The organism is Glycomyces niveus, assembly GCF_017592475.1.
GTDB classification, from domain to species: domain Bacteria; phylum Actinomycetota; class Actinomycetes; order Mycobacteriales; family Micromonosporaceae; genus Glycomyces; species Glycomyces niveus.
In genome coordinates, this window is record NZ_JAGFNP010000001.1 from 487,264 (window position 1) to 499,987 (window position 12,724).

At 72.3% G+C, this 12,724-nt stretch carries 12 protein-coding genes; 5 read left to right on the plus strand and 7 right to left on the minus strand.

The window, feature by feature from the left end:
• The first annotated feature begins 6 nt into the window (after positions 1-6).
• Together J5V16_RS02295 and J5V16_RS02300 are read left to right on the plus strand one after the other, a co-directional pair.
• On the plus strand, positions 7-1,446 hold the full coding sequence (locus J5V16_RS02295; protein ID WP_208494321.1) for an ABC transporter ATP-binding protein: 1,440 nt from the start codon (positions 7-9) through the stop codon (positions 1,444-1,446).
• Positions 1,443-2,237, plus strand: coding sequence for an energy-coupling factor transporter transmembrane component T family protein (locus tag J5V16_RS02300; RefSeq protein ID WP_208494322.1), 795 nt, complete (start codon positions 1,443-1,445; stop codon positions 2,235-2,237). The genes J5V16_RS02295 and J5V16_RS02300 overlap by 4 nt, the downstream gene beginning before the upstream one ends.
• Positions 2,238-2,240: 3 nt before the next feature.
• On the opposite strand, the gene J5V16_RS02305 is transcribed toward J5V16_RS02300, so the two are convergent.
• From J5V16_RS02305 to J5V16_RS02315, 3 genes are all read right to left on the minus strand, one after another.
• Positions 2,241-2,861 (minus strand): MBL fold metallo-hydrolase, encoded by a 621-nt coding sequence (locus J5V16_RS02305; RefSeq protein ID WP_208494323.1) that lies wholly within the window; start codon positions 2,859-2,861, stop codon positions 2,241-2,243.
• Positions 2,862-2,959: 98 nt separating this feature from the next.
• The gene (locus J5V16_RS02310; RefSeq protein WP_243900688.1) at positions 2,960-4,777 is read right to left on the minus strand and encodes an ABC transporter ATP-binding protein; all 1,818 of its coding nucleotides are present in this window, start codon (positions 4,775-4,777) and stop codon (positions 2,960-2,962) included.
• A 2-nt stretch (positions 4,778-4,779) separates the two neighbouring features.
• Positions 4,780-6,579: an ABC transporter ATP-binding protein gene (locus tag J5V16_RS02315; RefSeq protein WP_208494324.1), complete on the minus strand. Its 1,800-nt coding sequence runs from the start codon at positions 6,577-6,579 to the stop codon at positions 4,780-4,782.
• A gap of 78 nt (positions 6,580-6,657) precedes the next feature.
• On the opposite strand from J5V16_RS02315, the gene J5V16_RS02320 reads away from it, so the two are divergent.
• Complete coding sequence (locus J5V16_RS02320; protein WP_208494325.1) at positions 6,658-7,455, plus strand: TetR/AcrR family transcriptional regulator; 798 nt, start codon at positions 6,658-6,660, stop codon at positions 7,453-7,455.
• 54 nt (positions 7,456-7,509) lie between these two features.
• Complete coding sequence (locus J5V16_RS02325; RefSeq protein ID WP_208494326.1) at positions 7,510-8,130, plus strand: VOC family protein; 621 nt, start codon at positions 7,510-7,512, stop codon at positions 8,128-8,130.
• A gap of 47 nt (positions 8,131-8,177) precedes the next feature.
• Here J5V16_RS02325 and J5V16_RS24100 read toward each other — a convergent pair whose 3' ends face one another.
• The 3 genes from J5V16_RS24100 to J5V16_RS02340 form a co-directional block, all read right to left on the minus strand.
• Positions 8,178-9,134, minus strand: coding sequence for an intradiol ring-cleavage dioxygenase (locus tag J5V16_RS24100; RefSeq protein WP_208494327.1), 957 nt, complete (start codon positions 9,132-9,134; stop codon positions 8,178-8,180).
• A 104-nt stretch (positions 9,135-9,238) separates the two neighbouring features.
• The gene (locus tag J5V16_RS02335) at positions 9,239-10,069 is read right to left on the minus strand and encodes a class I SAM-dependent methyltransferase (RefSeq protein WP_208494328.1); all 831 of its coding nucleotides are present in this window, start codon (positions 10,067-10,069) and stop codon (positions 9,239-9,241) included.
• Positions 10,070-10,114: 45 nt separating this feature from the next.
• On the minus strand, positions 10,115-10,768 hold the full coding sequence (locus J5V16_RS02340) for a GNAT family N-acetyltransferase (protein ID WP_208494329.1): 654 nt from the start codon (positions 10,766-10,768) through the stop codon (positions 10,115-10,117).
• 136 nt (positions 10,769-10,904) lie between these two features.
• On the opposite strand from J5V16_RS02340, the gene J5V16_RS02345 reads away from it, so the two are divergent.
• Positions 10,905-11,477 carry a DNA-3-methyladenine glycosylase I gene (locus J5V16_RS02345; RefSeq protein WP_208494330.1) on the plus strand — a complete coding sequence of 191 codons (573 nt, stop codon included), beginning with the start codon at positions 10,905-10,907 and terminating at the stop codon, positions 11,475-11,477.
• On the opposite strand, the gene J5V16_RS02350 is transcribed toward J5V16_RS02345, so the two are convergent.
• A complete protein-coding gene (locus J5V16_RS02350) occupies positions 11,474-12,502 on the minus strand; it encodes a LacI family DNA-binding transcriptional regulator (RefSeq protein ID WP_208494331.1) in 1,029 nt (342 codons plus the stop codon). The genes J5V16_RS02345 and J5V16_RS02350 overlap by 4 nt on opposite strands.
• Positions 12,503-12,724 lie beyond the last annotated feature (222 nt).

Here is a 12,724-nt window from a genome sequence, read left to right on the forward strand (position 1 = left end):
GCCGCCATGGTCCCGGTCGAGTTCCGCGGCTTCGCCTGGCGCCACGCCGGACGCCGCGCCCAGGCGGTCGCGGACGTCGACCTCCGCATCGAAGCCGGCGAGCGGGTGCTCCTGCTCGGCCCCTCCGGGTCGGGCAAGTCCACCCTGCTCGCCGCGCTCGCCGGACTTCTCACCGAGGACTCCGGCGAGCAGGACGGCCACGTCCTCATCGACGGCAAGCCCGCCGCCGAGCAGCAGGGCCGCGTCGGCATCCTCTTCCAAGACCCCGAGACGCAGCTCGTCATGGCCCGCAGCGGCGACGACGTCGCCTTCGGCCTCGAGAACCAGGCCGTGCCCCGCGACCGGATCTGGCCCCGCGTCCGCGAAGCGCTCGCCTCCGTGGGCTTCCCCTACGGCCCCGAACGCCCCACGCACGCCCTCTCCGGCGGCGAGCAGCAGCGACTCGCCCTCGCCGGCGTCCTCGCCCGCAGGCCCGAGCTGATCCTCCTCGACGAGCCCACCGCGAACCTCGACCCCGAAGGCGCCCAAGAGGTCCGCCAAGCCCTGCGGGCCGCCCTCGCCGCCACCGAAGCCACCCTCCTCGTCGTCGAGCACCGCGTCGCCGACATCCTCGACCTGGTCGACCGCGTCATCGCCCTCGGACCAGGCGGCGTCCTCATCGCCGACGGGCCCGCCGGGGCCGTCCTGGCCCGGCACGGCGACCACCTTGCCGCCCAAGGCGTCTGGGTCCCCGGCGTGCCCCTCCCGACCCGGCCCGCCCGGACCGCGGGGGACACCGCGCTGCGCAGCCAATCGCTCGCGCTCCGCCACCCCGGCGCCGACCGGCCCGCCCTCGACGACGTCTCCTTCGAACTGCGCCAAGGCGAACTGCTCGCCGTCACCGGACCCAACGGCTCCGGCAAGTCCACCCTCGCGCTCCTCGCCGGCGGCCTCGCCAAGCCCACGAGCGGCCGCGCCACCGTCCCCGGCGAGACCCGGCCCCTCCACCGCCTCCCCGCCCGCCGCCTCGCCACCCGCGTCGGCTCCGTCTTCCAGGACCCCGAGCACCAGTTCGTCACCGCCACGGTCCGCGACGAACTCGCCTTCGGACCCCGTCAAGCGGGCTGGCCGACCGAACGGATCGACGCCCGCGTCGACGAACTCCTCGAACGACTCCGCCTGGCGCCCTTGGCGAACGCCAACCCCCACACCCTCTCCGGCGGCGAGGCCCGCCGCCTCTCCGTCGCCGGGGCCCTCGCCGCCGCGCCCGGCGTGCTCCTCCTCGACGAACCCACCTTCGGTCAGGACCGCCGCACCTGGGGCGAACTCGTCGACCTCACCGCCGACATCCGCGACGAAGGCACCGCGCTCCTCGCCGTCACCCACGACCGCGACTTCGCCGCCGCCCTCGCCGGACGCGAACTCGTCCTCACCGCCGGCCGCATCGCCGAGGAGCGCCGCCCATGACCCTCACCCTCGCACCCGTCTGCGACGCCCGCGCGCCCATCGCCCGCGTCAACCCCGTCGCGAAACTCGCCGCCGCGTTCGCCGTCTCCGTCACCGCGCTCGTCGCCGCCGACTGGCTCACCCCGCTGCTCCTACTCGCCGCCCTCGTCGCGGTCCTCCCGTTCACCGGCATCCGCCCCGCCGAACTCGCCCGCCGCCTGCGCTGGCTCTGGTCCGCCGCCGCCGCGGTCGTCCTCGTCAACGCCGTCTTCGCCGCCGAGCAGACCGGCCGGATCCTCATCGACTACGGCCCCTTGGAGATCAGCACCGGCGCACTCCTCGGCGGCATCGCCATCGGCCTGCGCGTCTGCGTCGCCGCCACCGCCGGCGTCCTCGCCTTCGCCACCACCGACCCCACCGACCTCGCCGACGCCCTCACCCAGCAGCTCCGCGCCCCCGCCCGGTTCACGATCGGCGCGCTGGCCGCCCTCCGCCTGCTGCCGCTCCTCGCCGCCGAATGGCGGCAGATCACCAGCGCCCGCCGCGCCCGCGGCCTCGAAGGCGGCCGCAACCCGGTGCGGCGCGCGCGCCTGTTCGCCTCGACCATGTTCGCCCTGCTCGTCGGTGCGATCCGCCGGGCGGGCCGGCTCGCGGCCGCGATGGACGCGAGGGGATTCGACTCCGGGATTCCGCGGACCCACGCGCGCGAGCAGCGGATGCGCCCGGGGGACTGGGTCGTGCTCGCGGGCGCCCTGCTGGTGTGCGCGGCGGTCGTCGCCGTCAGCGTCGCGTACGGCGTCTTCGAGGTGTGACGCTCAGAGGGTGACCGTGACGCCGACGTCGATGCGCTGGAACGGTTCCCCGATGAGGTTGACGAGGTTGCGGTCGACGATGGCGATGCCTTCGTCGCTGAGGATCGCGTCGTGGATCGGGTGGACGACGGGCGCGTCCACCGCGCGGATGAAGTCGACGCATTCGGCGAGCTTCATCCACGGCGCCGACACCGGCGCCAGCAGGACTCGTACCGGCAGATCGGGCACGGTGAACGCGTCGCCGGGATGGAAGATGCCGTCCACGAGGTAGCCCACGTTCGGGACGACGGGAATGTCGGGGTGGACGACCGCGTGGTGCCTGCCGACGACCCTGACCTCGGTGCCCGCCACGGGGACCGCGTCGCCCGCGCTCACCACGGTGAACGGCACGCCGCCGAGGACCTTCGCGAGCGACTCGGGCCCGTAGACCGCCATCTCGGGCTGGTCTTCCAAGACTCGCCGCAGCTCCGGGTCGTTGCAGTGGTCGGGGTGCTGGTGCGTGATGAAGACGGCGTCCACGCTGTCCAGGGCCGCGGGGTCGGAGAAGACGCCCGGGTCGATCACGAAGGCCCCGTCGTCGGTGTCGAAGCGGACGCATGAATGGCCGAACTTGGTGAGTCGCATGCCCTCACCGTAGGACGCATCGGCGGCCGAGTCGGGGGCTCCGCGAAAAACCCCCGCCGAGGCGGGGCGGCCGGGCCGGCCCGGCCGCCCCCCTGCCCTCAGGCGTCGGCCTCCACCGCGGGCTGCGCGAACTGGGCCTCGTAGAGGCGCGCGTACGCCCCGCCCGAGGCGAGCAGCGCGTCGTGGTCGCCCTGCTCCACGACCCGGCCGTGCTCCATCACCACGATCACGTCGGCGTCGCGGATCGTCGAGAGCCGGTGGGCGATAACGAAACTCGTGCGCCCCTGCCGCAGCGCGACCATGCCCTGCTGCACCAGCATCTCGGTGCGGGTGTCGACCGAGCTCGTGGCCTCGTCGAGGATGAGGATCGACGGGTCGATCAGGAACGCCCGCGCGATCGTCACCAGCTGCCGCTCACCGGCGCTCAGGCTGCCCTCCTCCGCGCCGACCACCGTGTCGTAGCCGTCCGGGAGCGTCCGGATGAAGTGGTCCGCGTGCGCCGCCGACGCGGCCGCCACCACCTCCTCGCGGGTGGCCTCGGGCCGGCCGTAGGCGATGTTCTCGGCGATCGTGCCGTCGAACAGCCACGTGTCCTGCAGGACCATGCCGATGCGCCGCCGCATCCGCTCGCGCTCGACCGTCGAGACGTCGACCCCGTCGACCGTGATCCGGCCCGCGTCAAGGTCGTAGAAGCGCATGAGCAGGTTGACGAGCGTGGTCTTGCCCGCGCCCGTGGGGCCCACGATCGCCACCGTCTGGCCCGGCTCGGCCGAGAGCCACAGGTGCTCGATCAGCGGCTCGTCCTCCAGGTACCGGAACGACACGTCCTCGAACGCGACCCTGCCCTGCACCGACTCCAGCGCGCCGCCCGGGCCGACCGGGTCCGGCCGCTGCTCCTCGGCGTCGAGGAACTCGAACACCCGCTCGCCCGAGGCGACCGCGGACTGGATCTGCCCGAACATGCCCGCGAGCATGTTGAGCGGGTTCGAGAACTGCCCGGTGTACTGGATGAACGCCTGGATCTGCCCGAAGGTGAGCACCGCCGCCGCGACCTGCAGCCCGCCGACCACGGCCACGAGCACGTACGTGACCGAGCCGAGGAACGCCATCGCCGGGCCGAGCAGGCCCGCCACCCACTGGGCGCGCACCGTGTTCTCGTACAGCTCCTCGTTGTGCGCCTTGAACTTCGCCGCGCCCTGGGCCTGGCGGCCGAAGAGCGTCACCAGCTGGTGCCCGGTGATCATCTCCTCCACGTGCCCGTTGAGCTTCCCCGTCGTCGCCCACTGCTTCGCGAACCGCGGCTGGCTGCGCTTGCCGATCACCCGCGCCGCCAGCACCGTGAGCGGCATCGTCAGCAGCACGACCACCGTCAGCAGCGGGGAGATCGTGAGCATCATGATCGGCACGCCGACGAGGAACAGCAGGCCCTGCACGATCCGCTGGGTCACCTGCCCCACGGTCTGCGTCAGGTTGTCGATGTCGTTCGTGACCCGCGAGAGCACCTCACCGCGCGAACGGGAGTCGAAGTACCCCAGCGGGAGCGCCGTGATCTTCCGGTCGGCCTCCGCGCGCAGCTCGAACGCCATCTCCTGCGCGAGCTTCGCGATCGTGCGGCCGTTGGCCACGGTGATGGCGAACGTCGCCAGCGCCAGCGCTACCGCGAGACCGAGCATCCGGGCCAGCGCCGGGAAGTCGAGGCCCTCGCCGGAGGCGGCCCCGTCGATCACGAGGTCAGTGGCGCGCCCGAGCACGGTCGGGATCGAGAGCATCCCGGCGACCATGAGCACGCCGAACCCGATCACCGAGGCGAGGCGGAAGGGGTTGCGCCGCAGCAGGTCGAGGATGCGGCGGACGGTGCCGCGGAAGTCCGCGGCCTTGGTCGAGCCCGGTCCGCCCGGCCTCATGCCGCCCATCATGGTCACAGCGCCTCCTGAAGGGTGAGTTGGGAGTTGACGATCTCGGCGTACACGGCGTTGGTCGCCAGGAGTTCTTCGTGGGTGCCGGTGCCCGCGACGCGCCCGGCGTCGAGCACGACGATCCGGTCGGCGTCGCGGATGGTCGAGACCCGCTGGGCCACGATCACCTGCGCGGCGTCGGCGATGTCGTGGGCGAGCGCGGCCCGCAGGGCGGAGTCGGTGGCGGTGTCGAGCGCGGAGAAGGAGTCGTCGAAGAGGTAGACCTTGGGGCGGGCCACCAGCGTGCGGGCGATGGCGAGGCGCTGGCGCTGGCCGCCGGAGACGGTGGTGCCGCCTTGGCCGATGACGGTCTCGAGGCCGTCGGGCATGGCGCGCACGAACTCGGCGGCCTGGGCGGTCTCGAGGGCGCGCCAGAGGTCGGCGTCGCTCGCGTCGGGGTCGCCGTAGCGGAGGTTGGAGGCGACGGTGCCGGAAAACAGGTAGGCGCGCTGGGGGACGAGTCCGATGGTGCGGGCGATGAGGGCGCGGTCCATCTCGCGGACGTCGACGCCGTCGACGCGCACCGATCCGGCGTCGACGTCGAACAGGCGGGGGATGAGGTGGAGGAGCGTGGTCTTGCCCGCGCCGGTAGAGCCGATGACGGCGGTGGTCTGGCCGGGCCGGGCGATGAGGTCGACGCCGCGGAGGACGGCCTCTTCGGCGCCGGCGTACCGGAAGGTGACGCCTTTGACTTCGAGTTCGCCGAGGCCGGCGAGTTCGGTGACGGGGGCGGCGGGGTCCGCGATGCCCGGGACGGTGTCGAGGACTTCGCGGATGCGCCCGGCGGCGACCTTGGCGCGCGGGGCCATCATGAACACGCCCATGGACATCATGACCGCGCCGAGGATCATGCCGGCGTAGGTGAGGAAGGCGATGAGGTCGCCGATCTGCATGGTGCCGTTCGCGATGCGCCCGGCGCCGATCCAGACGATGGCGATCGAGGTGAGGTTGCCGGCCATCATCGCGGTGGCGCCGAAGAAGGCCTGGACGCGCCCGACCTTGAGGGACGCTTCGGTGAGTTCGGTGTTGGCCTCGTTGAAGCGGCGCTGCTCGTGGTCGTCGCGGACGAAGGCGCGGATGACGCGGATGCCGGTGATGTGCTCGCGCATGACGCGGTTGATGCCGTCGATGCACCGCTGCATGACGCGGCTGGCGGGGACCATCGCGACGACGATGAAGGCGATGGCGACGGCCACGACGGGGATGGCGGCGAGGAGCACGCCGGTCATGGGCACGTCGAGGCTGAGGGCGAGCGCGAGGCCGCCGAAGGCGGCGATGGGCGCGGTGAGCAGCAGGGTGAGGGCCATGACGAGCATGGTCACGACCTGGGTGATGTCGTTGGTGGCGCGGGTGATGAGGGAGGGCGCGCCGAAGCGGTCCATTTCGGCGGCGGAGAACCGCTGCACCTGGGCGAAGAGGTCGGCGCGGAGGTCGCGGCCGAGGCCCATGGCGGTGCGGGCGCCGTAGTAGACGGCGAAGCCGGAGGCGGTGATCTGGACGAGGGTGACGGCGAGCATGAACGCGCCGTGGCGCAGCACGTAGCCGGTGTCGCCGGTGGCGACGCCGTGGTTGACCAGGTCGGCGTTGAGGGTCGGCACGTAGAGGGAGGCGACGGTGCCGATGATCTGGAGGACGACGGTGAGGGCGAGGGTGCGGCGGTGGGGGCGCAGGTATTCGGCGAGGAGCCGGACGACCGAGCCCTCGGGTGAGGCCTCGTCGTCCGGCTTACCGGGTGCTGGGGGTGCGGGTGGTTTTCCTGTCATGTGGTCGAGGATAGCAGTAGAATTTGACCGGGTACAACTTTTTTCTGAGTTCACATTTTGATCTGGTACAGTAAAGGAGTGGAGCACAAGGCCGGACTGCGCGAGCGCAAGAAGAACGCGACCTGGGAGCTGTTGCGGAAGACCGCCCTCGATCTGTTCGAGGCGAGCGGCTTCGAGGACGTGTCCGTCGCCGAGATCGCGGCCGCCGCCGAGGTCTCCAAGGCCACGGTCTTCAACTACTTCCCCACGAAGGAAGACCTCGTCATCGGCGGCATGAAGCACCACACCGGCGACGCCGCCCGGATCGTGCGCGAGCGCCCCAAGGGCCAGACCCCGCACGAGGCCCTCTGCGGCCACTACCTCCGCCTGCTCGAGCGCCGCGCGCCCCAGGTGGGGCTGTCGGACCACCCGGTGTTCCTGCGCGTCCAGCGCCTCCTGGCCGCCACCCCGTCCCTGTTCATCAAGGCCATGGACTACCGCCGCCAGGCGGCGGTCCTGCTCGCCGAGGCGCTGATGGAGGAGGGCCACACGCCGCTCACCTCGCGCCTGGTCGCCTCCCAGCTCCTGCACACCCAGCACATCCTCGTCGAGGGGAACGTCCGGCGGATGCTCGCCGGCGACCCGGTCGAGGCGATCCACGAGGAGGCCGTGACCGCGGCCGAGCACGCGTTCGGGCTGCTCGAGCACGGCATCGGCAACCTCATGCGCCGCGAGACCGACCCGCCCGCGCCCGACCCCGGGTTCGGCCCCGACGGCTGCCGCCTCGACTACCACATGCACCATGCCGAGTCGGAGGTGCGCGAAGCGGTGGAAAGGGTCATGAACGAGCCTGCCAACGACATGTTGCAGACCCTCGTCGATCCGCAGCGCCGCTGACCGGTCGCGCGGCACCCGTTACGCCAGTGGCGCACGGTGACTAAACTGCGGCCTATGTCCTCACTCGACCACCTCGTCCTCGCCACACCCGACCTCGCGGCCACGGTCGCCGAAGTCACTCGCCTGACCGGGACCCGACCGGTCCCCGGCGGCGTGCACCCGGGCCTGGGCACCAGGAACTTCCTGCTCGGTCTCGGCGAGGGCGCCTACCTCGAGATCATCGGCCCCGACCCCGAGCAGGGCGCGCCCGAGGGGCCGCGCCCCTTCGGGATCGACGGCCTCAGCGAGGCCCGCCTCGCGACCTGGGCGATCCGCGTCGAGGACATCGACGCCGCCATCGCCGCCTCCCGCCAGGCCGGGTACGACCCGGGCGAGCCGCGCGACATGTCGCGCCGGACCCCCGACGGCGAGCAGCTCTCGTGGCGCCTCACCCTCGACGCCGAACGCGGCCAGACCGGGCTCGTCCCCTTCCTCATCGACTGGGGCCGTACCGCCCACCCCGCGGCGAACCTGCCGGTCGTACCGCTCGTCGGCCTCGAAGCCCTCCACCCGCACCCCGAGCGCATCGAACCGCACCTCACCGCCGTCGGCGCGAAACTCCCCGTCAAAGCCGGCAACCGGCCCTCCCTGGCGGCCACCGTCTTCGGCGAGACCGGACTCGTCGTCCTGCACTGACGCGAACAACGACGAAGGCCGCCCCCGTCACGGGAGCGGCCTTTCGCTCAGTTGTCGGACGGCGGCCCCCCGCCCGGGGCCTCGCCGCCGCCACCCCCGCCGCCGGAGGGCGCGGCACCGCCGCCGCCCGCCTCCGTGGACGTGTCGACGCCGACCGCGAGCGTGATCGTGTACCCGCTCGCCACATCGCCGGTCACGGTCCCCATCTGGGACTCGCCGCCGTCGTCGCTGAAGATGTTGTCCGACTCCAGGGAGATCTGCCCCAGGTTCTCCACCGAGGCCTCGTACCCCTCCTCCTGGTACACCGTGTCGCACACGTCCTCGGGGAACGCCAGCTGCGAGGTCGCGATCGCGTTCGCGCTGTCGGTGATCGACGCCTCGTCCGGGTACACCTCGAAGTGGACGTGCGGCCACCGGCCCGAGTAGCAGCCCGGGTAGACCGTCGTGAACGACACGACCCCGTCGGCGTCCGCGACTTGCACACCCCGCAGGAAGTTCTCGCCCTCCAGGCCCTCGCCGTACATCGAGTACTCGCCGTCGCGCGTGCAATGCCACGCGTAGACCGCCACCCCCTCGAACGGCGTATTACCGTTCGCCATGTCGTACACCGTGAACCGCATCGTCAGCGGCACCCCCTCCGCCGTTGCGCTGCCCGTCCCGAAGCTCGACCTGATGTCGCTGCGCACGATCCCGCTCTCCTCGAGCACGTCAGGACCGTTCGAACCGTCGCCCGGATACGGGCCCGCGGTCTCCTCGGGTATCTCGGTGAGCTCCCCGGCCGAATCCGTGCCCGCGCTGGTCGTGCTCTCGCTCGTGGTCCCGCCGTTCGACGTCGTGCACGCCGCCAGCCCGAGCGCCGCCGCGCCGGCCCCGGCGAAGAGCACCCCGCGCCGGCTCAGCAGGGTCCCGATGTCGAACTGCAGGCCCTGGTCGACCAGCTCCTCGTCCGGCTTCGCCAGCGGGCGGCCCTCGTACGTCAGCGTTCCCTCGTGCTTCGCGGTCACAACCCGCTCCTCTCACCTTGTCGTGCCGCCATTGTTCAGGCGGGACATCCCTTCGGTGCTGGGAACGGGATCAGAGAAACCTCGGAAACCGGAGCGCGACAGTCCTAGGGCCGGGACGCCTTCAGCGAGTACATCAGCGGCAGCCGCGGCCGCCCCTCGGGCAGCCGGAACATGCCGTCCTCGCCCCGCACGAGCTCGGGGAACTGCTGGAACACCGTCACATCGTGCTCATGCAGGAACTCCAGCCGCAGCCCGGTCGCGCAGATCGCCGAGACGATGTCGCCCATCGTGTGCAGCCTCGCGAAGCTCAGGTTGTCGACCGTCTCCGCCTCGATCTCGACGTACGAGCCCGGCTCGTCCGTCACCAGCGGCTCGGGCCGGAAGTAGTCCTCCACGACCTCCCGCGCGCTGTGCCATCCGAAGACCTGCAGGAACGGGTGGAACTCCGCCAAATACAGGAACCCGCCGGGTGCGACCAGCGACGCGGCCGTCTCGGCCCAGCGCCAGAGGTCGGGCAGCCAGTACAGCGCCCCGATCCCGGTGTAGACGATGTCGTAGTCCTCGTCGGGCAGCGCGGCGGCGGCCTCGTACACGTCCGAGACCACGAACTCGGCGCGGTCGGCGAGCCCGACGTCGGCCGCCAGGTCCCGGGCGACGTCGATCGCGGGCTTCGAGAAGTCGAGCCCCACCACCTTCGCCGCGCCCCGCCGCGCCCACGAGAGCGTGTCCTGCCCCATGTGGCACTGCAGGTGCACGAGCCGCTTCCCGGTCACGTCGCCGACCTCGGCGGCCTCGAAGCCCCGGATCTCGTCGCGCCCGGCGCGGAACCCCGCCTGGTCGTAGAGGGCGCTCGCCGCGTGGAGCGGGACGCGCTCGTCCCACATGGCCCGGTTGGCCTCGATCCACTGCTCCCGGTCCGCCGATTCGCTCGTCATGGCCACACTCTCGCAGCGGAACCGGACGCCCGCAAGCGAATTGGCTCAGGCGGCCTTGCTGCGCGCGCCGGGGAAGTCGGACACGAACGACCAGCCCAGGTGCCCATAGAGCGCCCGGCCCGCGTCGCTGCCGACGAGGAGCCCGAACCGCATGCCCTGCGCGTGCCCGCTCGCGGTCAGCGCGCGCATCATGAGCGAGCCGATGCCGCGGCGCTGGTGGGCGGGGGCGGTGACGACCTTGTCGAAGACGCCGAAGTCGCCGTCGCGGCCCATGCGGGCCGACCCGGCGAGGTCGCCGTTGCGGTGGAAGACGCGGGCGACGGTGAGCGGGCCGTCGATCTCGACCACGAGGCGGTAGTCCTCGGCGACCGCGTAGGGGTCCGGTGCGAACACGACGGTCATGAGGTGGCCGCCCTCGTCCATCGTCCAGGTCGAAGGCACGACGGAAGCGAGGAGTCCGCTGGGCCCGGCGATCATGACCTGGTGGCCAGGCTCGTCGAGCCGCGCCGCGGCGGCGGCCAGGGACTCGGGCGTGTAGGTGTGGAAGACCTCGCGGACCTCGGCGCTCGGCGGGCCGACCGCGACCCGGAAGCCGCCCTCGACCGGCTCGGGCGGGGCGGTCACCCGCGAGTGGGCGCGCCCGCGCCCCCAGGCCGTGACGAGGTCGGGCAGGGCGTGGCCGGTGGGGGAGGCGGGCATGGGGGCTCCTTCGCAGCGGGGACTCACACGACTCTATTGCAAGTATTTTGCAATAAGCGGGCCGGGGTCGGCGGGACGGGACTGTCGGTGGCGGTGCGTACGCTCGGGACGGTCGGCAGAGGGACGGGAGTGAGCGGTGGGCGATGCGGTTGCCGGTGAGGTCGACGGGCTGGCGAGGTGCCCCTGGGGCGTGGCCCCGGAGATCTACCGGGAGTACCACGACCAGGAGTGGGGGCGCCCGGTCCGGGGCGACGACGCCCTGTTCGAGCGGGTGAGCCTGGAGGCCTTCCAGTCGGGGCTGTCGTGGCTGGTGATCCTGCGCAAGCGCGAGGCCTTCCGCAAGGCGTTCGAGGGCTTCGCGATCGTGAAGGTCGCCGCGTTCACCGAAGCTGACTCGGAGCGGCTCCTCGCCGACGAGGGCATCGTGCGCAACCGCCTCAAGATCGACGCCACCATCGCGAACGCCAAGGCCGCCGCGGACCTTGACGGCGGGCTCAGCGACCTCGTGTGGTCCTTCGCGCCCGAGCGGCGCGCGCGGCCGAAGCGGATCGCGGACGTGCCCGCGGTGACGCCCGAGTCGACCGCGCTCTCCAAGGCGCTCAAGAAGCGCGGCTTCAAGTTCGTGGGGCCGACCACCGCGTACGCGATGATGCAGGCCGTCGGCATGGTCGACGACCACCTCGCCGACTGCCACGTGCCCGAGGCCTAGCCGGCCGAGGCGGTGGAACCCCTGACGACGACCCGGCACTGCACGGTGTGGACGCCGCGGCCGTGCTCGGCGTCGATCGCCTCGAACAGGGCCCGGGCCGCCGCGCGGCCGAGCTCCTCGAGGTTCTGGTCCACACTGGTCAGCTGCGGGCGCGCGCCCGTGGCGAGCACGTCCCAGTTGTCGAAGCCCATCACCGCCACGTCCTCAGGAACGCGGCGGCCGCGTTCGCGCAGCGTGTCCAGCACGCCGCGGGCCACCTGGTCCGAGCCGCACAGGACCGCGTCCACCTCCGGCTCGCGGTCGAGCAGCATCCCGGCCGCCGCGCGGCCCCAGCCCTCTTCCCAAGCGCCGTAAGCGACTTCACCGACGAGTTCGAGCCCGGCCGCGTCGAGCGCGGCCTGCGCGCCCGCCGCGCGGTCGAGCGCGGCGCTGTAGTGCCGGTCGCCGCTGATGTGGGCGATCCTGGTGCGCCCGCAGGCGATCAGGTGCTCGACGGCCATGCGGCCGGCGTTCACGTTGTCGGGCACGATCGAGAGGTCCTCGGGCGCTTCGGAAGGCGCGTAGGCGTACACGACCGGCACGTCCACCGCGTCGGCCAGCGGCGGCCGCGGGTTCGTGGACGAGCCCACCACGATGAGCCCGTCCACGCGGCGGCTCAACAGGGCCTGCACGTGGTGGCGCTCCCGGATGGCGTCGCCGCGCGCGTCGCACAGGAACACCGAGACCTGGCCCGCGCCGAACGCGTCCTCCGCGCCCATGAGGATCGGGAGGCTGAAGCGGCCCACCAGGTCCGAGGTGAGGAGCCCGACCGTGCCGGTGCGCCCGGCGAGGAGGCCGCGGGCGAGCGAGTTGGGGGAGAACGAGAGCTGCGCGGCCGCCTCGAGGACCCGCTCGCGGGTCTGGGCGTGCACGTGGTTGCGGCCGTTGAGCGCCTTCGAGGCCGTGGCCACCGAGACGCCCGCCAGACGGGCCACATCGGACAGTGTGGCGGCGCGCGTGCCGCGCGGCGCGGGGGTTCGGGCCACTCGTCCTCCTTCTGCCGGAGCCCGGGCCGGGACCGCCGCCGCGGCGGCCGGCGCTTCTGCGGGCTGCCCCGACTGTAGCCGACCGGCCGAAACTTTGCCGAACCGGCTTTCGGGCACCGGCCCAGTTCGAATTCATGCCGATCAATGCATTGACATCGCTGCGGCGCGGCCAATAGCATCGGTGGCGACGCGGATACCGAAAAGGTTTTCGGCCTCTTTCGG